This window comes from Bdellovibrio sp. BIS2 (assembly GCF_055398295.1).
On record NZ_AP035879.1, the window covers coordinates 1,284,278 to 1,304,928 of the forward strand.

21 protein-coding genes are annotated in these 20,651 nt (G+C 50.0%); 15 read left to right on the forward strand and 6 right to left on the reverse strand.

All coding sequences use genetic code 11. The annotated features are described in order from the left end of the window. Nucleotides 1-187: 187 nt before the first annotated feature. Nucleotides 188-610: a DUF4288 domain-containing protein gene (locus ACZ520_RS06210; protein ID WP_088565710.1), complete on the forward strand. Its 423-nt coding sequence runs from the start codon at nt 188-190 to the stop codon at nt 608-610. A gap of 11 nt (nt 611-621) precedes the next feature. Here ACZ520_RS06210 and ACZ520_RS06215 read toward each other — a convergent pair whose 3' ends face one another. Continuing rightward, nucleotides 622-1,803 carry a sugar transporter gene (locus tag ACZ520_RS06215; RefSeq protein WP_416481013.1) on the reverse strand — a complete coding sequence of 394 codons (1,182 nt, stop codon included), beginning with the start codon at nt 1,801-1,803 and terminating at the stop codon, nt 622-624. 188 nt (nt 1,804-1,991) lie between these two features. Between ACZ520_RS06215 and msrB the strand changes: the two genes are divergently transcribed. The 6 genes from msrB (at nt 1,992) to ACZ520_RS06245 (ending at nt 7,275) form a co-directional block, all read left to right on the forward strand. Continuing rightward, nucleotides 1,992-2,519 (forward strand): peptide-methionine (R)-S-oxide reductase MsrB, encoded by a 528-nt coding sequence (gene msrB / locus ACZ520_RS06220; RefSeq protein ID WP_088565708.1) that lies wholly within the window; start codon nt 1,992-1,994, stop codon nt 2,517-2,519. After that, entirely contained in the window at nt 2,516-2,902 is a 387-nt protein-coding gene (locus tag ACZ520_RS06225) for a nuclear transport factor 2 family protein (protein ID WP_464127772.1), read from the forward strand. Before msrB ends, ACZ520_RS06225 begins: the two co-directional genes overlap by 4 nt. Nucleotides 2,903-2,977: 75 nt before the next feature. Further along, nucleotides 2,978-3,820 carry an ATP-binding cassette domain-containing protein gene (locus tag ACZ520_RS06230; RefSeq protein ID WP_464127773.1) on the forward strand — a complete coding sequence of 281 codons (843 nt, stop codon included), beginning with the start codon at nt 2,978-2,980 and terminating at the stop codon, nt 3,818-3,820. Between the two features lie 128 nt (nt 3,821-3,948). Then, nucleotides 3,949-5,151: a hypothetical protein gene (locus ACZ520_RS06235; RefSeq protein ID WP_464127774.1), complete on the forward strand. Its 1,203-nt coding sequence runs from the start codon at nt 3,949-3,951 to the stop codon at nt 5,149-5,151. Nucleotides 5,152-5,272: 121 nt separating this feature from the next. Beyond that, nucleotides 5,273-5,815 (forward strand): SRPBCC family protein, encoded by a 543-nt coding sequence (locus ACZ520_RS06240; RefSeq protein WP_464127775.1) that lies wholly within the window; start codon nt 5,273-5,275, stop codon nt 5,813-5,815. 173 nt (nt 5,816-5,988) lie between these two features. Then, on the forward strand, nt 5,989-7,275 hold the full coding sequence (locus tag ACZ520_RS06245) for a beta-sandwich domain-containing protein (RefSeq protein WP_374032491.1): 1,287 nt from the start codon (nt 5,989-5,991) through the stop codon (nt 7,273-7,275). A 42-nt stretch (nt 7,276-7,317) separates the two neighbouring features. On the opposite strand, the gene ACZ520_RS06250 is transcribed toward ACZ520_RS06245, so the two are convergent. Then, nucleotides 7,318-8,370, reverse strand: a complete 1,053-nt coding sequence (locus ACZ520_RS06250; protein WP_464127776.1) for a P1 family peptidase — start codon at nt 8,368-8,370, stop codon at nt 7,318-7,320. A 67-nt stretch (nt 8,371-8,437) separates the two neighbouring features. After that, nucleotides 8,438-9,472 carry a right-handed parallel beta-helix repeat-containing protein gene (locus tag ACZ520_RS06255; RefSeq protein ID WP_464127777.1) on the reverse strand — a complete coding sequence of 345 codons (1,035 nt, stop codon included), beginning with the start codon at nt 9,470-9,472 and terminating at the stop codon, nt 8,438-8,440. A 236-nt stretch (nt 9,473-9,708) separates the two neighbouring features. Here ACZ520_RS06255 and ACZ520_RS06260 point away from each other — a divergent pair, with 236 nt between their 5' ends. The 3 genes from ACZ520_RS06260 (at nt 9,709) to ACZ520_RS06270 (ending at nt 14,053) form a co-directional block, all read left to right on the forward strand. Next, nucleotides 9,709-10,935 (forward strand): DEAD/DEAH box helicase, encoded by a 1,227-nt coding sequence (locus ACZ520_RS06260; RefSeq protein ID WP_464127778.1) that lies wholly within the window; start codon nt 9,709-9,711, stop codon nt 10,933-10,935. A gap of 99 nt (nt 10,936-11,034) precedes the next feature. Next, nucleotides 11,035-12,714, forward strand: a complete 1,680-nt coding sequence (locus ACZ520_RS06265) for a glutamine--tRNA ligase/YqeY domain fusion protein (RefSeq protein WP_464127779.1) — start codon at nt 11,035-11,037, stop codon at nt 12,712-12,714. Between the two features lie 64 nt (nt 12,715-12,778). Beyond that, complete coding sequence (locus tag ACZ520_RS06270) at nt 12,779-14,053, forward strand: M24 family metallopeptidase (RefSeq protein ID WP_464127780.1); 1,275 nt, start codon at nt 12,779-12,781, stop codon at nt 14,051-14,053. A 2-nt stretch (nt 14,054-14,055) separates the two neighbouring features. Here ACZ520_RS06270 and ACZ520_RS06275 read toward each other — a convergent pair whose 3' ends face one another. Beyond that, complete coding sequence (locus ACZ520_RS06275; protein WP_088565697.1) at nt 14,056-14,328, reverse strand: hypothetical protein; 273 nt, start codon at nt 14,326-14,328, stop codon at nt 14,056-14,058. A gap of 171 nt (nt 14,329-14,499) precedes the next feature. Continuing rightward, complete coding sequence (locus ACZ520_RS06280; protein WP_464127781.1) at nt 14,500-14,622, reverse strand: hypothetical protein; 123 nt, start codon at nt 14,620-14,622, stop codon at nt 14,500-14,502. Nucleotides 14,623-14,838: 216 nt separating this feature from the next. Here ACZ520_RS06280 and ACZ520_RS06285 point away from each other — a divergent pair, with 216 nt between their 5' ends. From ACZ520_RS06285 to ACZ520_RS06295, 3 genes are all read left to right on the forward strand, one after another. After that, entirely contained in the window at nt 14,839-15,213 is a 375-nt protein-coding gene (locus ACZ520_RS06285; RefSeq protein WP_416481022.1) for a SnoaL-like domain-containing protein, read from the forward strand. Between the two features lie 126 nt (nt 15,214-15,339). Further along, a complete protein-coding gene (locus ACZ520_RS06290; protein WP_464127782.1) occupies nt 15,340-17,085 on the forward strand; it encodes a substrate-binding domain-containing protein in 1,746 nt (581 codons plus the stop codon). Nucleotides 17,086-17,126: 41 nt separating this feature from the next. Next, a complete protein-coding gene (locus ACZ520_RS06295) occupies nt 17,127-18,326 on the forward strand; it encodes a DUF7453 family protein (protein WP_464127783.1) in 1,200 nt (399 codons plus the stop codon). Here the strand turns inward: ACZ520_RS06295 and ACZ520_RS06300 are convergent. Continuing rightward, nucleotides 18,323-19,177 (reverse strand): hypothetical protein, encoded by an 855-nt coding sequence (locus ACZ520_RS06300; RefSeq protein WP_198298005.1) that lies wholly within the window; start codon nt 19,175-19,177, stop codon nt 18,323-18,325. The genes ACZ520_RS06295 and ACZ520_RS06300 overlap by 4 nt on opposite strands. Nucleotides 19,178-19,351: 174 nt before the next feature. On the opposite strand from ACZ520_RS06300, the gene ACZ520_RS06305 reads away from it, so the two are divergent. Together ACZ520_RS06305 and ACZ520_RS06310 are read left to right on the forward strand one after the other, a co-directional pair. After that, nucleotides 19,352-19,714 (forward strand): PA2779 family protein, encoded by a 363-nt coding sequence (locus ACZ520_RS06305; RefSeq protein ID WP_088565692.1) that lies wholly within the window; start codon nt 19,352-19,354, stop codon nt 19,712-19,714. Between the two features lies 1 nt (nt 19,715). Further along, nucleotides 19,716-20,645, forward strand: coding sequence for a PA2778 family cysteine peptidase (locus tag ACZ520_RS06310; RefSeq protein WP_464127784.1), 930 nt, complete (start codon nt 19,716-19,718; stop codon nt 20,643-20,645). Nucleotides 20,646-20,651: the final 6 nt, after the last annotated feature.

The window sequence follows — 20,651 nt, forward strand, 5'->3', positions numbered from 1 at the left end:
AAATTAATAAAAAAACGAGGCCCGCTCCTTTTTTCGTTCCAACCCTTTTGGGGGAGATTGGGGGCGGGGGGAGCTCGCGGAACACGCGGAGCCCGCAGTGAGAGTGTATTGACTGCCATTTAGTCTGCTCATTATAGTGGTGCAGTGATCAGGCGATCACTGATGAAACAACCCATAGGAAGAGACAATGAAAAATAAAAAATGGTTCGCCGTTAAGACCCTTTATGTAACTCGTGCTGTGGGGAAATCCAGCGCCAAAGGCAAGCAAGCCTTCGCAGAACTGCTTGAAGAGCGTGTGGTGTTGTTCCAGGCTGCGAATGCGAACGCAGCGGTAAAAGCGGCTGAAAAAGACGCCAAAGAATACAGCCAGTACACTTACACTAACTTTGAAGGTCAGGCCGTCCGCACAGAGTACCTGAAGGCCTGTGATGTGTTTGAGCTTTATGAAACTTTGGAAAGTGGTGTGGAATTGTTTGCTTCCACGGAAGTCCTGACTAAAAAGGTTTCCAGCAAAGAACTTATCGCCCGCAGACTGGGTGTTTTGGAGACAAAAAACACGATTAAAATGCGCAAGCGTTTTATGAGCAAGGAACTGGGTTCTTACGTTTAAGCTGCAAAAAATTAAAAGGCCCCGCTTCCGGGGCTTTGTTTCAGCTGCGAGATCTGGAATTTGGCCGACAGCATTAGAGAAATCAGGACAAAGACCGCGCCCACATAGCCCACTGAGCCGATATGGTTTGTGGATGAAATACTTCCCAGCAGGGCACCGCCACCAATACCAATATTGAAGATCCCCGAATACAGTGACATGGCCACATCCTGCACATCAGGGGCTTCTTTAAGCACGGAAGACTGGAAGATCAGGCACAGGATGGTCAATGCCGTTCCCCAGATAAAGGCCAGCGCCATCAGCCCGACTTGCGAATGCACCGCCCAAGACATCAACAGCAAACTGGCGAATACGATTCCTAACGACACCCACAGGGAGTTTTTAGGGTGCTTGTATATGATCTTGCTGCCCAGAATGCTGCCAAAGATGCCGGAAGCACCAAACACGAAAAGCAACACCACGACAAAATCAGTTGAAATTCCGCCAACGGCCAGCAAGAAGGGCTTGATATACGTAAACGCGGTGAAATGCCCGGTCACGGTCAGGGCGGTCATCAGGTAAACCAGCACCAGGGATTTTCGTCTGAATAACGACGGAACATTTTTAAATGTAGTGACACTCTGGCTGGGTAAAGCGGGCAGCATGCGATACAAAATCAGGTAAATAATAAAGGCCACCAATGCGATCACGCTAAAGGCCATGCGCCATCCGAAGCTTTGCCCCAGGAAGGTGCCAAATGGGATGCCAAGGATATTACCCAGGGAGGCTCCCATGGCAATAATCGAAAGCGCCTTGGCGCGGCCTCCGGCAGGACCCAGGCGAATCGCCAGCGGAATTGCGATAGACCAAAACACGGCATGGGCAAAGGCCACGATGATCCGGCACACCAGCAGCATGCCAAAACTTGCCGCCAGGCCCGAGGCAAGGTTTGCCACGACAAATGTTCCCAACAGAATCAACATCAGGCGACGTCGGTCCCAGTGAGAACTCACCACCGTCATCGGTAACGACATCGTCGCCACAATCCATGCATAGATGGTCATCAGCAGGCCGGTGAAGGCCTCGCTTTTACCAAGCCCTGCCGAAATCTCTGGCAGCAGCCCAACGGGAATAAACTCGCTGGTCACGAAAATGAAGCTAGCCAGACTGATGCTGACAGTGGGAAGCCAGGATTTGAGAGAATGTGTGTTCATGACAAGACTCACTCCATGGGAGTGTCGCCAGTATGAACCTGTTAGAAGGCACTGGAAAGGGAAAACTGTTGCCAAAACAGAAAAATGACTTTGGCTACGAATCTTATGGCGGGCCCGCTCGCTGGACTTGATGATGGCAGGGGATAAGAGGAAGATGAAAGAGTAATGAAAATACAAGGGAGTCTCTTATGAGGTTCGGGATTTTTATTCTCAGCTTTCTGTTTGCCAGTGTTCTGTGGGCCAAGGACAGTGATTACAAGAAACCTTCGGATGCGGAGCTTAAGAAAAAGCTGACGCCGATGCAGTATCAATGCACACAGCAGTCAGCAACGGAAAAGCCATTCGACAATCTTTATTGGAACAACAAAAGAGAAGGCATCTATGTTGATATTGTCAGCGGCGAGCCTTTGTTCAGCTCCACAGACAAATACGACTCCGGAACCGGCTGGCCCAGCTTCACCAAGCCTATTGATGACGGCTCACTGGTAACAAAACCTGATTATGAAATGTCGGTGGAGCGCACCGAGCTGCGTTCTAAAAAAGCCGATTCCCATCTGGGGCATTTATTTGACGATGGCCCGGCGGACAAGGGCGGCAAACGCTATTGCATCAATTCTGCCGCGCTGAATTTTATCCCGGTCGAAGAAATGGAAGCCAAAGGATATGGCAAGTATTTGTCCCTTTTCCCGAAGTATAAAAAGGAAAAGAAAAAATGACGAACGAATCCATTGTTCGCGAAGTCTATGCACTGCTTAACAGTGACGACATCCCGGCCCTTCGCCAGTATTTTGACCCCGAGGTGGAGCGAATTGAGCCTGAAGGCTTTCCGATGTCCGGAACCTACAAGGGCATCGAGGCGATGATGAAGCACTTCAGCACCGCGCGTGCCACCTGGGCCGAAGGCACCTGCAAGCCGGAAAAGATCCTGAATGCCGGGGACAAGTACGTGGTCTTCGTCAAAGTCCACGTACGCTTGAAAGACCGATCGGATTGGATCGAAGGCAACATCGCCGATGGCTTTATTGTCCGTAACGGTAAAATTATCTTTATGCGCACATTCATCGACAGCCAGAAGGCATTGGAGTGGGCGGGGATATAGGCTCACTATGAGACTGATTTAGGGAGAGTTCTAACGAGAGTTTAAACTTTATGATGTTTATCCGATAAGTCTGTTATGAAGAACGGATTTGAGCTTAAGTGTCTGTCGGTCAAATATCCTTTTCAAGATAGTTGGGCATTGAAAGAGGCCAATCTTGGAATCCCTTTAGGCGAATTTACGGTAGTACTTGGTGCGAACGGCAGTGGCAAATCAACTCTGCTAAAATGCCTTGCAGGTGTACAGCAGTGGACGAGTGGCTCGTTGACTTTGAATGGTTTGAATAGAAGCGTTGATAACAAAGGTTTCAATGAACATCAAATTCTTGTTTCTGAAGATATTATTTTGCCAGATCTGACAATCGCGAAGCTGGAGCAGATATATAAAGTAATATGGCCACAATTTAGACCAGAAGTCTTTCGACGGATTATCGGTTACGGTTCAATAGAAATTAAAAAGACATCAAAAGACTTATCTAGGGGACAGAAGATATTGCTTCAGTTTGCGCTTGCAATAGGGACTCAGGTTCCTATTGTCTTGGTTGACGAAGTGACCGCGACTCTAGACCCTTACGTTAGAAGAATGGTAGTGGAGGAGTTGCGGATACATACACAGCAATTGGGAACAGTCGTTCTTGCTACAAATATTGCATCTGAGACACAGCATATTGATTCGCATCTCATATTAATCAACAAAGGGAATGTTCTAAGGTCCGGCAGTCACCACGAGCTAAGAAAGCATTTTTCCAAGAAATTGTTTCCAGTTGACGAATTTGTTTATGACGGAAAGTGGGTCGAAGTATCAAGGAATGACCACGGAATTTTCGCAGTTTCAGAGGTAGACAATCATGAGCACAACGACTTGAATGTTGTGACACTGGAGGAGATGTTTACCTACTTTGTTGAAAAGGCAAAAAGATGATATCCTTCATCTTTAGCAGAATAAAAACCGTATGGGCGTACATGTTCTTCGTGGCGAGTATGACCTTGGTTTGCCGCCAGTTCTCGGATTTCTTTGATTCAATTGGTTTTCCGGCGATCCTAGTGTGCATGAACACCGGTGTGCCAAGCAACTGGATACAAATTCTTCCGTACTCACGCAAAAAGATAATGGCCTGGTATGCAGTTGAGAATTTGCTGATAGCGATCTCAGCTGCATTGGTGATATTGATACTTGGAATAGCATCTGAAAATATTGTCCTTATTGGTTCCTGGTCTGAAATCTCTGGAAAAATATCATTTTGGGGATTTGTAATTCTCATTGTCGCGCTTATACGTTTTTGCATTCCATATAAAAATGAAGCTGTACGGCAATATAGCAATATTGGACGAAAGAGATTTCTGAAAATCAGTGGTCTCTTCTTTGTCGTGCTTCTATTGATTCGCTATCTGGGAAGTCAGCCTTTAGTTTGGATTGTACTTGCTGCAGGATTATTAACCTTCGTGCCTTTGATTTCTTATGCTGGTGTCAAGGCGCCACGGGATTCTTTGAGGAGCATGCGTATTGTTTGCACTACAATCTTTCTCGGAGTTGTTGTTGTGCTATCTATGGCGGGCCTTGGTACTTTGTATTACAGGGATATTGATCGTCATACAAATTTTGTCATGACTCTGTTGGGTGATCTCAAGATTAAAATGACAAAGGAAAGGTCATTGGAGTTACTTAAGAGCCGCGATATTGGGCTAAATAAGTACTCAGAGTATTTGAATGCACAGTATGGCACCGATTTGTCATTTGATGAGATCGCTGCGAAGGCAGAGAAGTGTAATTCGGAAGGATGTTTTAGTTTTGTTACAGTGAACTCCCGTCGCTTTTCAGCGGATCAAAGGATCGAGTTGTTTTCGAAGATGCTGATTCGATGCGAACTGACGACTGCTAATCGAACCTATGTATATTGTAAGAGGGAAATTGCCTTTTCGGACTTGAATGAGCTTTTCAAGCTATTCAGCGAAACATTGCAGGTATATTCATGGTTGAGGTCTGGCGAGGTTCAAAAGAGATTTGTGGCGATCCGAATTTTAAGTGTCTCTAGTGTGAGCGAAAAGATGTCAAAAGAGGTATCTAGGGTTATGAAAAATTTTGATGATATATCTTCTTTTGAGGCAAAACGTTTCTTTCGAATACGGCACGAGCAGGAGTTAAAAAAGCGCGCTGAATGTAGCCCTCCTCGCGAATCTGAGAAAGTTGACTTTGAGGGCTATCCTCGTTTGTGGATTGGAACAGAAAAGCAATCTTCAAGCTTCGATCATTAGATTCTGTCAAATGAAAGAAGGGCATGCCTATTTTTGACAAGCGGGAATTAAAGACGTTTTGAGAAGAGCAGACTTGGCTAAGATTACTCCTATGACAATAAGTAAAAAAAAAGGAGTTTAAATGGAGCCAATTAAAAGCGGCAGCAAGCAGTCTGCCACACACAAAGGTTCAACCCCGCATTCGAAGCTGCTGGTGATCGATCGGCAGTATGATGTCCCTGTGGAAAAACTGTTTGCCGCCTTCTCAAGTCCTGAAGCCTTGAAACAATGGTGGTGGCCGGAGGGTATATATACCGATCATGTCGAATGGGAGTTTCGCAACGGTGGCAGGTATTATATCAACATGAAGGGCTACGAACAGGGCGGCGGAGGAATGGCCGGATCAATTGAAGAGGTCGTCCAAAACGAACGCATCGTCATGACCGATCAGTTTGCCAATGAACGGGGGCAGCCGATATCCGCCAAAGAAGCCAATATGCCCGGGGAGTGGCCGGAAAAAGGCTACATCACATTCGAGTTTGAATCCCACGGGAAAGAACGCAGTGGCTTCATGTTGTCTCAAGAGGGCATTCCCAATGAGCTGCAGGCTGAATGTATTCAAGGATGGTCCCAATCCTTTGACAAGCTTCAAAACTATCTGAAGGGTTCCACCAGCCAGCACTGACTTTCTTTGATAATTTCCAAACCGCAACACACTGTCACCCACCGTGAAGTGTGTTTGCGTCACATGCATTTATGCAGCTGTCTTTTTTATTAGTCGTGATTTCGCGTCTCACGATTCAGAATCTCAATTCGGGCTAAAGTCGTACTTCAAAACAACGAGAGAAAGGAATCTCAATGGAACGTTATTGGTCTCAACGAATAGTTGCATCGGTTCTGGCGCTGCAGTTTGCAGCCGTTGCGCACGCGGAAGTTCAAATTCCGGCTTATACCAGCGGGGCGGATCTGTTTAATGAAACACAGAACAAACCACCGTTCGAGGGGGTTGGTCGTATCGGCGATGTCACTCGTCAGACGGGTGGAAGTTTGTATAAACTGGATCTGGTCAAAGCATTGCCGCTGACCAGCCTCAAGGCAAAACCCAGTGCCGGAAAAGTGAAAATCGTTTCGGTGACTTTGGTGACCGACAAAGGCGATCGGATTCCCGTGAAGGCATATAACAATGTCATTATCGCCAGCACAGATCAGCCTTTGGCCTCTGAGATTTTGAGCAGCCCGGCGCCGATCGCAGTTGTTGAGGTTCAGGCCGAAGCGATGGGTGGCAAGGCGGCCTTGGACATCAATGCCATTTCCAACAGCGAGATTCCAAAACTGAATCTGCGCGTGGAAGAAGTGGCCTGCAAAAAGAACATCGATGCCACCCTGAAAGAACACCTGGACGTGGTGCAGGTGTGGGCGGGGCGTGCCGAAGTCAGTGCGCCGGGATCCATTCAGGAAAAGTACGCCACCAAAGAGTTCAATCGTTATGTGAACGAGTTTATCTCGGTCATCAAAAACGATAAAACCGCGTTTGCTTCGACTGAATACACCGTCACGCTGCTGAATTTCTTTGCGGAACGTCACAACACTGCCCGTGCAGAAAGTGCGGCAGATGTGGCTTATAAAAACATGGCGATGGAAACCTTCAATGCCTTCATTCTGGCTCTGCAAAGCGACCAGACCTGCTACAATATTGGCAGTGAGGGCATGATCAAAATTGCGACGGATTTCCAAAAACGTCTGGAAGGAAACAAACCTGACAGCCGTGCCCGTAAGCTTTACGAGGCGTTCGTTCTGGGTGTTGGCAAACTGATCCCAAATCAGTATCGCAAAGAGCTTGCTGCAAAAAGTCTGACCTTCCGTCAGGCGGATGCAGAAGGTCACAAGTACCACAAACTTGTAACCACAAGCAAACCGGACAACTTCCTGAAAACAACTCACCAGGATATGAGCGCATCAGCTTATACCGTGGCAGAGCAGGCCTTGACTCGTGAAGTTAAGACCATGACCAGTGACCAGCGTTACGAGCTGATTGTTGAGTATCAGGCGAAATACAACGATGCCGCAAATTATCCATCAGAGATCATGATGAAATACCTCATCATCCTTTCTGAAAGCGGTACTCTGTTCCGCATCTATCGCTAGAGTGCAGAATGAAAAAGGCCCGTCGCAGTGACGGGCCTTTTTTTATTTTTTGCGCAAATTCTTTCCGTGAACTTCCTTATAGGCGGGAAGTGCGCCAAGGGCTGAGGCTTCATAGACCCCGCGGGCCACCGCGCGGGCCAGAACGTCAGCCGCCACCAAACCAATTCGATTCACCAGATCCGCACGGTTTTCGATGTCCTGTCCCCAAGTGCCGGTTGCAACGGCAAACACGGTGTCGCCGTCAAACGGCGTGTGCACTGGACGGATGGAACGGGCATATCCATCCTGAGCCATGATGGCGATGCGCTGGGCTTCTGCTTTGGTCAGGCGGGCATTGGTCGCCACAACTCCAATCGTGGTGTTTTCACCGGCCCGGGGGATCAAGCTGTCCAGCGGCGACCCCGTCCATGCTTCCTGAGCAGAATTGAAATCAATTGCTGAAGTTGGAATCGGCTGTCCGCCCATTTCATTGTTTTGTTCAAAAGGCCACGCCCAAAAAGCGGACTGTCCCGGCATGATCGGGCTTCCCACGCAGTTTACGGCGACAAGGGCTCCGATTTGCAAACCGTCTCCGGAAACAGAAGAGGCTGTGCCCAAACCGCCCTTCAGCGGGCCGGCCTTCGCGCCAAAACCAGCGCCGGCGTTACCCAATTTGAAATCCAAAGAAGCGTTGTTCAAAGCGGTGCGACCCAGTTCCCAGTAAGGGGACTTGTCGCCCCAGTTTTTGTCGCCGCCATTTAGCAGGTCAAACAAAACTGCGCTGGGTACGATCGGGGCGCGTGCGGGGCCAATCGGAAAACCGATTCCGCGGGAAGCCAGAATGTCCGTGACTGCGGACGAGGCTCCCAATCCAAACACCGAGCCACCACTTAGGACAATTGCATCGATACGGTCGACCAGACAGCTTGGATTCAAAGCGTCGGTGTCGCGAGTGCCCGGCGCACCTCCGCGAACATCCACACCGGCGACAGCCCCGTTATCCAGAAGCATTACGGAAACGCCGGTCCAGACTTTAGGATCTTCAGCCTGGCCAACACGGATTGAGTCAATGTCGGTGATGCTGTTTCGATGGCCGGGTTTAAAGTTGAATTTCATAAGGGCTCCTTGGTTGGTTTTAGGGTAAATAACAAATTGTTACGAGAAAAGTCCGGCAGCGGCGCGTTTATTTCATCATCTCCCATACACATGGACCGTAGGTGGGCTGACGAGCGACATTGACGTTAAGACTGGAAGCGTTTTCTGTGTTTCCTACTTTATCGGTCGGGTGAAAAACCACCGAAGAAAGTGGTTTGGTTGGGGATGGTGTGAATTCACCGATCAGATTGTTTCCGTCACTGTTCAAAGAAAGTGGTTTTGCCAGGCTCTGGATCTGGCTGTCCTGCATTTTCAGGATGAAACCGCCTTCGACTGCGGCGGTGTTTTCAGCAGAAAGGTTGTGGTCCACCAAAACGTCGACAAGTTTCATGAAGGAGGCAGAGTATAGTCCACCCTGGATTTGACCTTGATTGCCGGTGATAGACACGTGATTCAGATCCAGACATCCGGTGGAAGACCAGATGGCGCCACCATCCCCTTGCATTGCAGTGTTGTGTTCAAAAACAGTGTCTGTCGCTTTTACGGAAGTGCCCCAGTGGAACAAGGCCGCACCACCATAGCGGGAGGTGTTGTCATGAATGTTCACGTGGTTCAGAGTCAGCATGCTGTAATGAGGGGCCGCCGGCCCCGAGGCCTCAATCGCACCTCCATGACTTGCAGAAGTGTTTTCAAAGAAGTCCGCATTGGTGATGTCAATTCTGGAACCTTCACTCAGAATATTGATGGCACCGCCTGCAGGATAAGTCGTCAAAGTGGCTTTGTTGGAATTTCCGTGGGTGAAGTTGATATTGGAAATGTTCACGTTCAGATTCAATCCGCTGATCATGAAAATGCGGCTTCGGTTTTGAGCATCCACAACCGGGCGGGAGTTTTTCGCGCCTTGCAAGGTCAGGCTTTTCTGAATCACGATCTCGCCATCACTCAAAGTCAGCAGTGTCACATTTTCGTCGATTTCGATGGTGTCGCCGGATTGCGCTTCAGAAACCACGGATCGCAAAGAACCCGGGACTGAGTCCTTGCCGGTGGTGACATGAAGAACATTCGCCATCGCAGCGGTGTTACTCATCAGGATCATCAGGGTCAGAAGGGTGGATTTTTTCATTGTTAACTCCAGTTTGATTGTTATGTCTGGATCTAAAAGCATCAGTCGTGCCGAGGTGAAACCACCCTCTATAGGCCTTTATTTCGAGATGAGCCGCCTTCTGCCGGGTTCCCGGCGGGCCCTGTGCCGGTGGTTCGGTGGGTGCCGATGCTCCGGCAGGGGGCTTTTGCCATTGTGGTGTTCTTCCAGGGCGAAATAAGCTATAGTGGTCCCTCGTTTTATCCCGGAGTTTCCCAATGAATACCTTTGCTGATTTTGAGCTGCTGCCGTCTCTTTTGAAAACCCTTAAGACTTTGAAGATTTCCAAACCGACGGAGATTCAAAAGCAGGCGATTCCGTTGATCATGAGCCATCAGGCGGTGGTCGGTGTTTCTGAAACGGGAAGCGGCAAAACTTTGGCGTATGTCCTGCCGATTTTGAATTATCTGAAGTCTTTGGAAGAATCCGGTGATCCGGTGAAAGAGGAAAACGCACCTCGCGCAGTGGTCATGGTGCCGTCCCGTGAACTGGGGGAACAGGTCGCCAAGGTCTTTAAATCCATGACTCACGATACAAGACTGCGCGTGCGCCCGGCCCTGGGCGGGATGAGTCTGGAGCAAGCCCGTCGCAACACCTCCGGAACCTTTGAAGTTCTGCTGGCGACGCCGGGGCGCCTGGTGCAGATGCTGAGCCGGGATCTGATCAGTTTGCGTGATGTGCGATTTCTGGTTTTTGATGAGGCCGATCAAATGCTGGATCAGGGATTCTTGCCTGATACCAACCGCATTGTCGACTGCTGTCCTGAAGACGTGAACCTGGCGCTGTTTTCCGCCACGGTTTCCAAAACCGTGGAAAAGCTGATGAATGATTTATTCGCGAAAGCGGAAGTCATTCGCAGCAAGAACAGTGGCAAAGTCGTTTCCACTTTGAAAACCAAAAATCTGACGGTCGAGGATGGCAAGCGCTGGCCGTTGTTTGAAAAAGTTCTGTCGCAGAAAGTGGACGGGGGCACCATTGTTTTCGCCAACACCCGTGAACAGTGTGACAAGATTGCCAAAGAATTGACGGACAAGGGATATGCCTGCGTGGTTTATCGCGGTGAAATGGATAAAAACGAACGTCGCACGAACCTGAAGAAGTTCCGCGAGGGTCAGGTCGATCTGTTGGTGGCCACGGACCTTGCCGGTCGGGGGCTGGATGTGTCCAATATCGCTCGCGTCATCAACTATCATTTGCCGAAAGAGATGGAAAATTATCTGCACCGGGCGGGGCGTACGGCGCGCGCAGGTCGTCCGGGGCTGGTGGTGAATCTGGTCACCGAACGGGACGGTCGTTTGATGGCGGCTCTTGATGGAAACAAGCCTCCTTCGCTGGAGAAAAAGACCCAGCATATGGGGAAACCTCGGGTTGGTTCCACCACTCGTTTTAAAGACGCCAAAGGCAAGTCTGGATACGCGAAATCCATGGGAGTAAAAAAGCGCTAACTTGCGCATAGCAGCAGGGGGGCTTTCGGACTTTTTCAGAGCCAGTTAAGACCCTCCCAGACTTGACAGAAATCAGGGCGCGGAGTGTACTGGTACACTATGAGCAAGCCCAATAAAACACCTGTAGATGCGCCTAATTTCCTGAAACAAATCATCGAAAAAGACCTTGAGACTGGCAAAGTCAAAGGCGAAGTGGTCACACGCTTCCCGCCAGAGCCGAACGGATACCTGCACCTGGGTCACGCCAAGTCGATCTGTTTGAATTTTGGTCTGGCTCAGGAATACCAGGGTCGCTGCCATTTGCGCTTTGACGACACCAATCCGGAAACTGAAGAAACTGAGTACGTTGAATCCATCCAGGAAGATGTCAAATGGCTGGGCTTTGACTGGGGTGAGCACCTTTACTATGCGTCTGATTACTTTGAACAGATCTATCAGTGGGCTGAACAGTTGATCAAAGACGGGAAAGCCTATGTGGATTCCCAGAACGAAGAAGAAGTGCGCAAGAACCGCGGAGACTTCACGACTCCGGGCAAGGACTCTCCTTTCCGCAATCGTTCTGTTGAAGAAAACCTGGATCTGTTCCGCCGCATGCGTGCCGGGGAGTTCGAGGAAGGTCAGCATATTCTGCGTGCGAAGATCGACATGCAGTCACCGAACATGAACATGCGTGATCCGTTGTTGTACCGTATTCGCAAGGCGCATCACCACCGTACGGGTGACAAGTGGTGCATTTATCCGATGTACGACTATGCTCACCCGTTGTCCGATGCGATGGAGCATATCACGCATTCCATCTGTACTTTGGAGTTCCAGGATCACCGTCCGTTCTATGACTGGTGCGTTCAGAATGTGCCGGTGCCGGCCGAACCTCATCAGTATGAGTTTGCGCGCATGAACATGACTTACCTGGTGATGAGCAAACGCAAACTTTTGCAACTGGTGAAAGAAAAGCTGGTTTCGGGATGGGATGATCCGCGCATGCCAACCATTTCCGGTGTTCGCCGTCGTGGTTATACTCCGGAATCCATCCGTCGTTTTGCAAAACGCATTGGTGTGGCGAAATCTGAAAGCATCATCGAATACGATATTCTGGAAAGCTGTGTGCGCGATCATCTGGATGAAACAGCTCATCGTGCAATGGCGGTTCTGGATCCGATCAAAGTTGTGATCGAGAATCTTCCGGACGGCCATAAAGAGTTTATCGAAACATCTGTGCATCCGAAGAACACAGAGCTGGGGAACCGCTCTTTGCCGTTCACCAAAGAAGTGTACATCGATGCGGCGGACTTCATGGAAAATCCACCGGATGATTACTTCCGTTTGTCTCCGGGCAAGGAAGTTCGTCTGCGCAATGCTTATGTGATCAAGTGCAAGGACGTGATCAAGGATGCTGCCGGTAAAATTGTTGAGCTTCGCTGTGAATACGATCCGGTGACTTTGGGTGGCAAACCGACAGCCGATGGCCGTAAGGTGAAAGGTATCGTTCACTGGGTTTCTGCGACGGATTGTGTGGATGCGGAAGTGCGTGTGTACGAGCGTCTGTTCAAAGTGGCAGATCCGGAAAACGTGCCGGAAGGTCAGGATTTCAAAGTTAATCTGAATCCGAACTCTTTGAAGGTGATCAAAAACGCGAAACTGGAAAAAGGTTTGAAAGACGCAAAACTTGAAAACCGCTACCAGTTCGAGCGTGTGGGTTACTTCTGCCTGGACAGCAAGGACTCCCAACCAGGGGCCTTGGTGTTCAACCGGGTTGTTGAACTCGCTTCCAGTCACTAAGAAATAAGAAAATCAAACGATGAAGGCAGCCTCAAGGCTGCCTTTGTTTTAGAGGTGGTCGTTTATGCTGTTTGCTGAAAATGTATATAAAACCCGTCAGGGCAAAGTCGCTGAAGCGTGGAAAAGCCTGCTGGGGCCACAGGATCTGGTTCTGGTTCACAGTGGTGAAGCGGTCCAGAAGCCTGGTGGTCTGGATCAGACGTATGATTTCCTTCCTCATCCGTCCTATTTCTGGCTGACCGGACATCGCCGTGATGAGGGTGTGATGGCTTATTCCCTGAGCGAAGGCTGGATCGAACATCAGCGCCCGCTCAGTCCCGTGGATATCGTCTGGGAAGGTGCGGAAGGCAATTTCGAATGTGAAAGCACTCTGGTGGATTTGCAAAAGAAACTGCAGTGTGGGGCGTACAAGCGTGTCTTCCATCTGGGGCAGACTTCTGAAAAGACCTTTGAAGCCGAAACCCGCGAACTTTCCATCAGGCTGGATCAGGTTCGTCGTTGCAAAGATTCCCACGAAGTTCAGCTGATTCGTCAGATTGCGGATATGGCGAACAAAGGCTATCAGGCACTGCAAAATGCCCTGCGTCCGGGAATCACGGAACGTGAACTGCAACTTCACTATGAAAATGCCGTGCTGATGGCGGGTGCTGACAAGATGCCTTATGGCTCGATCGTGGGCAGTGGTGAAAATGCAGCAATTCTGCACGCAGTGCCGACCAAAAAGAAAGTCGCTTCCGGAGAGTTGGTTCTAGTCGATGCCGGTGCTGACGTGGAAGACTATTGTGTTGATATCACGCGTGTCTATGCGGTCGATGGCAAATTCACCCCGCAACAAAAAGACGTCTATGATCTGGTTCACGAAGCCTACAAGGCCTCAGTGGCGATGTGCCGTCCGGGCACGCAGTGGCGTGACGTGCATATGAAATCCGCCCGCGTGATTGCGGAAGGTTTGCAGCAGTGGGGGATCTGGAAAAGCTCGGTGGATGCGGCTTTGGAATCCGGTGCGATTTCCGTGTTCTATCCTCACGGCGTGGGGCACCTGGTGGGTCTGAAAGTGCGCGACACGGGTCATCCAGAAAACTTGAATCCACAAAGATACTATGGCGCACGATTGCGCGTGGATCTGGAATTGAAAGAAAACTATCTGATCACTGTTGAACCGGGTTGTTATTTCGCCCGCGCCTTTATCGAAGATCAGGAAATCCGCGAAAAATACAAAGACCACATTCAGTGGTCCGAGGCAGAAAAGTGGAAGTCCTTTGGCGGGGTTCGTCTGGAGGACGACATCCTGATCACGAAAGGTGAGGCCGAAAGCCTCACCAACGTCGTTTCCAAGTGATTTTACAAAGAGGTCTCCTGGCCTGCCTTAAGCCAGGAAGACCATTTGTGAGTGTCATAGTCGGCGTCTAATTCTGGGACACTCTCATGGGCCTCCATGGAAGTGTCAAAACCATTGGCCTTCTCATCTCCTTCGCGTAAAGGAGCATGTTCAATAGCAGGGGAACTTCCCGCTGCCGATCCTCTGGGCTCAGCCTCGACATTCCACTTCGGACGAGTCAGTATAATTGCCACAATGAAAGCCGCGACGATCAGCGCGATATAGCGTTTACGCATGCATCCCCCTCTCTCCAGAAAAGTCCTATTGCAAAGCTGTGCCGAGTGCTTCCGTGAATATAGGGGGACTACAGGGCCCATTGTTTTGACAGCCTTCAGTCTCTAGACAGGAAGTCAGTAATTGCCTGTTTCTACATTGGAAACAGCAATGATGGAAAAAAGGATTGTCCACTATTTGAACACAGAGGCCAAGTTGGGGGCTGGGGCGGGTGTCACAGATGTGGTCATGCCATTGGTTTTTTCGTCGCCATCTTTTTTAAAGTGCGAGCGAGTCTTTTTAGGTTGTGCGTTCATTCTTCAATTTACCTATACCAGTCAACGTTCAAAAAGAGGTCAATCAAAGCGGCGCCGTATACAGGCGTGTTGCTCGACATCAAGAGTGTCGATGACCGTAACAGTTGGCAAGAGAAATGTTCCATGGGCGGAAAAACAGGAACGATGTTCAGATACATATTTGTTTAGATGACGGGCGGGGGGATTATAGTTCCCACAAACTTCCCAGGAGGAATTGTGGAATCAAACGCAACTTTAAACGTAGGTAAGAAGCTGGTTGAACTTTGCAAGAAGGGCGACAACATGAAGGCCATTGACGAGCTGTATTCGCCCGACATTGAAAGCCACGAGGCCATGGACATGCCAGGCATGCCCAGCAAGATGCGGGGCTTGGAGGCGATCCGCAAAAAGAACAAGGACTTTGACGAGCAGATGGAAATGCACGGAATTGAAGTGGAAGGTCCTTTTCCATTCGGAGATCGGTTTGCAGTTCATTATAAAATGGACGCGACCGAGAAGAAAACCAACAAGCGGATAAAAATGGAAGAGGTCGCCCTGTATACAGTGAAGGACGGCAAAATTGTCAAAGAAGAGTTTTTCTATACGATGTGAGTTAACTCGTGTTTTGATGTGAGTCCTTTGAGTATCAGCACTCCTGCTGATTAAGTTTGCGAAATCATCAAGACGTCCACAAGGTGAGAGCTGGTGGAACCGAAGCACGATTTATAGAATCAGTGTGTGAACACCCTAGCTCTTTCCTTTTTTACATTTCTTTTTCTGGCTTCCGCAGTCAGTCAGGCCCGTACCTACAACGTGGCGGTTTTGTATTGGAGCATGAAGATTCCCGGCCAGGTTGCAATGCGCGAGGGGTTTGAAGAAGAGATCAATGCGTACAATAAGGCCAACGAGGAAAACAAAATAAAATTGACTCCCTATGTGGCGGGGGAAGGTCGTGAGGGATTGCTCAGACAAATCGAGCAACTGGATCAGGCCGTGAAATCCGCGCCGGATGCTATCGTCCTCCAGCCTGCCGATATCACAATTCTCAGTCGTGGGGTTCAGGATGCCAACCGTAAAAATATTCCGGTCTTTGTCTATGACCAGTATGTCGTCAATGCCAAAATGACCTCCTACATCAGCAGCGACAACTATCAGGCCGGATGGGACAATGGTCTTTACATCGACAGTCAATTTCCTCCGGAAAAGGTTCTGAGGATTGTGCCGTTTGAATACTTCCGGGTGTCTGCGACCGTTGAGCGCATGGATGGTTTTTTTGATGCCCTTCGCAGTCGCAACCGCAAGTTCTCCGTGCTCGGGCATTTTGAAGCGGTGGAGCCGGTCGGGGGTCTGAAGGCGGCGCAGGAATATCTGAAGAAATTCAAGCGCGGCAGTGTGGATGTGATATTCACCAACAATGATGGCGGTGGGTTGATTATTGTGAAAACCCTGTGGGATGAAGGGCATAAAAAACTTGTTCATGCGACCGTGGACGGGGATCCGGCCTCGATTGAAAATATCAAAAACAAAAAAATGACGGTGATTGATTCGGCTCAGTTCTGCGGAGAGCTGGGGCGGGAAACCGCGCGAACCATGATGCATTTTTTCCAGTCAGGCAAAGTGGAGCCGGTGAAATTCATTCCCACATTTCCGGTGACATCGGAATCCCTGAAAGATTATCCCGGCTGGATGGGGCGGCCGACAGAAAAGGTCCGCTTCCAGTCTTTGCGCGATCTGCTTATCAAAGAGGCCAAGGTCGGGAAGCTAAAAAGGGGCGCTGTCATCAAAGTGGGTCTGACTCCGTCTTGCCCGTATCTTTGCGAAATGGGCCCGGCAGGATGGTCGGGATATCTTTATGATATTCTTGAAAGCGCTGCGAAGGAAAACAATCTGAAAGTGGAGATTGTCAGCCTGCCCAGTGAAAAGCTGCTGCCGGCTTTGCAAAGTCAGCAGGTTCACTTTGTGATCAGTCCTATTTCAAAGGTTCGCTACACACCGGATCTGCGCATTGTGGGGCCCAAGCTGGGGATGAGTCTGGCCGGAGCCCTGTTCACGCCGGGGGTGAAGCTTCAACTGGTGGATTCGGATTCGCTGGCCGATAAACGCATCGTCTTTGCTCAGTTGGCCCATGAAAACCCGATGCACCTCCCGCCGTCGGATTTCAATCGGTCTCTTAAAATTTCCGGCGGTGAAATCGGCGACCGCATGACCAAGTTGATTGCCGAAAGACGCGTGGATCTTGCTTTGGGGGACTATAATGTCCTTCGCTACAATATGCTGCGCCGGCAGTTGCTGAGCTTTGAAATTCAACCCACGTCTTTGGCGGGCTATAATGCGCTGGTGCTTGTGGGGCACCCGAAAGATCCTGAGCACGGGGGACTTCCGCTGATCCTGAATCAGTGGTTCGAGACTCACCGCGCGTCAGGAAAGCTGGAAAAGATTCTTAAGAAATACAACCTGAAAGACTGGAACATCTTTGCTTTGTAGCAGTTTTTTGACATATGATTTTCATGGAAAATGGAGTTTCTATGAAAACACTGGGATTGTCTTTGTTCTTTGTGGCGAGTTCCTGCTGGGCTTTGCCTTCCTATCAAGCGCCCGAGATGCAGGTGCGTGCACACTATCGAAACGCATACAACCTGCCGCCGTTGACTTACCTCAGCAACACGTCACCTTCCATCAATAACCATGGCGATGTGACTTTCAAGCTGATGGCCGTGGATGGTACCCCGAATCAGGCGGTGTGGTACAAGGCCAGGAATGAAAGCAAATGGCAGGTTGTCTATGTAGCCCCGGAAGACCGCTATGTTTCTGATCCGACGGTGAATGATCGTGGAGAAATCACCTTCAGCCCATACACCGAGGTGATGAGTGACGGTCTTTTCGTGTTCGACACGAAGTCAGGAACAACCGTCGAGAAATTATCAGGTCCTGCCAATAAAATGGTCTTTATGGCTTATGTTCAAACCCTGAATGACGGCACTTCCGTTTTCAGAGGCATGGACACCGAGTTTGAGCGCGGCTTTTATGAAGTTAATGGCGGCCTGAAAACCGTTGCCCGGGAAGGTCAGAAGAACTTTGAAGTTCCCTCGGCGTATTTGTTCAAACCTGCCGTGAATGATAAAAAGCACTGGGCGTTCAAAGTTCGTGTGGGTGAACGCGGTGAAATCGGCAACGAGCAATCCGATCAGATCCTGCTGGTTAAGCCAACGCCGCAGGGATATGACAAGATCATCGTGGCTCAGGACAACAAGGGCGACGTGAATTCTCCATTCACTGGGTTTGGTAACGGAGTGACCATGGCTCAAAACGGCCTGGTGGCTTTCGTGGGGTATGACAAGAACAACGCCAAGTCACTGATCCTTTGGGAAAATGGCAGCCAGACGGCACTGGTTAGCGAAGGCCAAAACGGAATCTCAGAACTTGAGCTGTTCTCTCCGAAAGTGAATTCCAACGGGGTGGTGGCCTTCCGTGCGAAAAATGAAAAAGGCTTGCGCGGCATCTATGTGGCCTCCAAGGACGGTATCAAACGCCTGATCGGCGAGGGGGACAGCATCCCGACGGATCTGGGGCCGGGACAGATTCTGCAAAGAAAAGACTTCCCGGGATTTGCCGGGGATATCGATATCAACGAAAAGAATGAAGTGGTCTTTGCCTGTGTGGTTGCCACCACCGACAATCAGATCACCGGAGACGCGGTTTATCGCATATCTCCGGCCGGTCTTTAACGGGCACATTCCCGCAACAGCGAGGCACAGCGATCCAGGATGGTGGCGCGGATTTTATCCCGCTGCTCTGAAAACTCCGGATGCTTGCTTGTTTGCACGATTTTATAAAGGCTGATAGTTCGGACCAGATCTATCAGCCTTTGTTTTTCCGGCCCTCGTGAGAGCGGGAATTTTGGGATTTCGCGGTTCAGGGTCACGGCTTTTTCGACGGCTTCGGTCCAGTCGATTTCTGTCTGAGTCAGATAGATGGTCGGCACAAAGCCGGTCTTTTTGATCGCCTGCTCTTCACTTTTTAGCTGAGTGTTCAGCCAGCGCAGTTCGTTTACGATGGCATTAAATTCAGCGTCGTGCTTTTTTCCGAACAGGCTGAATACGGTTTTTTTCCAGGCTGCGCAAAAATCATCGAAATCAATGTTTTCGGCTTTTTCAAAAAACGGCGGGTGAGTGATATAGTGCAGGGTCTTGCCAAGGACATCCTTGGAAATCACCGCGCTGTCCGTTTTATGTCCCAGACGCATCAGATTATGGGCCCAACTGACAATGTTCATGACTGAATGACTGTTCACCAGACCGCTGCGGAAATTCAGATGAAAACCTTCATATACGGCCATGCTCATCGGGCGGTCGAGCAGTTGATCCATATGGGATTTGCGGCGTTCGCTGCGGGCGATGGCAAAAAAATCTTCCAGACGGTCCGAGAACTTTTCAAAGGACTCGTTCCACAGACCTTCATTCTGGCAGGTTTTATATAGCTGAAAGGCTTTGGCCGGAGTGGGTTCCGCCTCGTCCAGCAGGGCATTGATCTTTTGTTCCAATAAACGTGGGAATGAATGCCATAGTTCCTTGATCATGGACTTAAGAATAGCACGTCTCTGACAGAGAAACTGATTTCCGTTTTTTGTCGATTCTTTTGACGATTCCCCTCTGAAAAACGACTTATTGCCACTTCGCAAATTACTGCGGGGATCTTTGCCGCTCTTTGCAGGGGAATTTAGTATAATAGGACTGAACAAGGAGGTTGCTCTATGTTGTTTTCTAAACCTTTTAAATCAGTTTGTGCGCTTTCCATGGCGGCATTCATTTCCCAGGCGCCAGCCGTGGCCTTCGCCGAGGTCAACCGCATGATTCCCACCACGACGCTGATTGAAGAGCTGAACCGGGAGGAGGCCACAGCTCAGGTGCAGGATTTCCTGAGCCGCGAGGATGTTCAGGCAGCCCTGATTCAACGCGGCCTTTCGCCTGCCGAGGCGTCTGAGCGTTTGGCCAGCTTGTCCGTGGCCGAGCTGAATGACCTTTCAAAACAAGTTCAGGAAGCCAAGGCCGGAGGCGACATTCTGGTGACCATCCTCATTGTGGTTTTGATCATCTTCCTGATTAAGCGAATCTAAGATGAAATTCATCTGGCAGATAACAGGAATTTTGCTGCTGACTGCGGGTTGTGCCAGCACAACTCCGCAGGTGGATTCGTTGAATCTGTATTCGTTGGTTCCGCAAAAAACAGAAATAGCCGGTGTGCCGTTTGTTGAACAAAGCGCAGGCCATTGTGGCCCGGCGACACTCACCATGGCTTTGCAGTGGGCGGGAAGCCGTGTGTCTGTGTCGACGGTGACCTCCCAGGTCTACACGCCGGGAATGAAAGGCAGTTTGCAAACAGACATGATAAGCGGCGCCCGTCGTCAGGGTATGATGGCCTTGCCGGTGACGGGTGTGCAGAATCTGCTGCGCGAAGTGCGGGCCGGGCATCCGGTGATCGTTTTTGAAAATCTGGCGTTAAGCTGGCTTCCCCAATGGCATTATGCCATCGTCTACGGCTTTGATCCCGGCAGCGAAGAAGTGATCATGCACTCCGGACCGGAAGCGGGAAAACGCTGGGACATTCGTAAATTTGAGCGCTCCTGGAAGCTTGGGGATTATTGGGGGTTGGTGGTGCTGCCTCCGGGCCAGTTGTCGGTCACGGCGTCTGAACGAGCGCACGTTACGGCGGCGGCGGCGTTGGAATCAGTCGGAAAAAGTGCCGAAGCTGAAAAGTCCTATCAAAGTATTCTGGCACGCTGGCCGCAAAGTTTGGCGGCTTATGTGGGGCTGGGAAACATTCATTATTCGCGAAAACAGTATTCAGAAGCCATCAGTCATTTGCAGAAAGCCACATCCCTGCAACCGGAATCTGCCGTGGCCTGGTATAATTTGACAATGGCACAGGCCGCTCTGGGGCAGCTCTCCGCCGCACGCAAAAGCGCCCAAGAGGCTTTGCGCTGGGTGGCCCCGGAATCAAAAGATTTTTACGCGAAACATCTGCAGTCCTTTCTGGATGAACCGTGATTGTTG

What these genes read in the sequence shown, in the direction of transcription:
- ACZ520_RS06250 (WP_464127776.1), bottom strand. Translation starts at nt 8,370, where the DNA reads ATGAAATTCAACTTTAAACCCGGCCATCGAAACAGCATCACCGACATT.
- ACZ520_RS06210 (WP_088565710.1), top strand. Translation starts at nt 188, where the DNA reads ATGAAAAATAAAAAATGGTTCGCCGTTAAGACCCTTTATGTAACTCGT.
- ACZ520_RS06225 (WP_464127772.1), top strand. Translation starts at nt 2,516, where the DNA reads ATGACGAACGAATCCATTGTTCGCGAAGTCTATGCACTGCTTAACAGT.
- msrB (WP_088565708.1), top strand. Translation starts at nt 1,992, where the DNA reads ATGAGGTTCGGGATTTTTATTCTCAGCTTTCTGTTTGCCAGTGTTCTG.
- ACZ520_RS06275 (WP_088565697.1), bottom strand. Translation starts at nt 14,328, where the DNA reads ATGCGTAAACGCTATATCGCGCTGATCGTCGCGGCTTTCATTGTGGCA.
- ACZ520_RS06280 (WP_464127781.1), bottom strand. Translation starts at nt 14,622, where the DNA reads ATGAACGCACAACCTAAAAAGACTCGCTCGCACTTTAAAAAAGATGGC.
- ACZ520_RS06245 (WP_374032491.1), top strand. Translation starts at nt 5,989, where the DNA reads ATGGAACGTTATTGGTCTCAACGAATAGTTGCATCGGTTCTGGCGCTG.
- ACZ520_RS06295 (WP_464127783.1), top strand. Translation starts at nt 17,127, where the DNA reads ATGAAAACACTGGGATTGTCTTTGTTCTTTGTGGCGAGTTCCTGCTGG.
- ACZ520_RS06270 (WP_464127780.1), top strand. Translation starts at nt 12,779, where the DNA reads ATGCTGTTTGCTGAAAATGTATATAAAACCCGTCAGGGCAAAGTCGCT.
- ACZ520_RS06260 (WP_464127778.1), top strand. Translation starts at nt 9,709, where the DNA reads ATGAATACCTTTGCTGATTTTGAGCTGCTGCCGTCTCTTTTGAAAACC.
- ACZ520_RS06215 (WP_416481013.1), bottom strand. Translation starts at nt 1,803, where the DNA reads ATGAACACACATTCTCTCAAATCCTGGCTTCCCACTGTCAGCATCAGT.
- ACZ520_RS06255 (WP_464127777.1), bottom strand. Translation starts at nt 9,472, where the DNA reads ATGAAAAAATCCACCCTTCTGACCCTGATGATCCTGATGAGTAACACC.
- ACZ520_RS06300 (WP_198298005.1), bottom strand. Translation starts at nt 19,177, where the DNA reads ATGATCAAGGAACTATGGCATTCATTCCCACGTTTATTGGAACAAAAG.
- ACZ520_RS06240 (WP_464127775.1), top strand. Translation starts at nt 5,273, where the DNA reads ATGGAGCCAATTAAAAGCGGCAGCAAGCAGTCTGCCACACACAAAGGT.
- ACZ520_RS06230 (WP_464127773.1), top strand. Translation starts at nt 2,978, where the DNA reads ATGAAGAACGGATTTGAGCTTAAGTGTCTGTCGGTCAAATATCCTTTT.
- ACZ520_RS06310 (WP_464127784.1), top strand. Translation starts at nt 19,716, where the DNA reads ATGAAATTCATCTGGCAGATAACAGGAATTTTGCTGCTGACTGCGGGT.
- ACZ520_RS06235 (WP_464127774.1), top strand. Translation starts at nt 3,949, where the DNA reads ATGAACACCGGTGTGCCAAGCAACTGGATACAAATTCTTCCGTACTCA.
- ACZ520_RS06265 (WP_464127779.1), top strand. Translation starts at nt 11,035, where the DNA reads ATGAGCAAGCCCAATAAAACACCTGTAGATGCGCCTAATTTCCTGAAA.
- ACZ520_RS06305 (WP_088565692.1), top strand. Translation starts at nt 19,352, where the DNA reads ATGTTGTTTTCTAAACCTTTTAAATCAGTTTGTGCGCTTTCCATGGCG.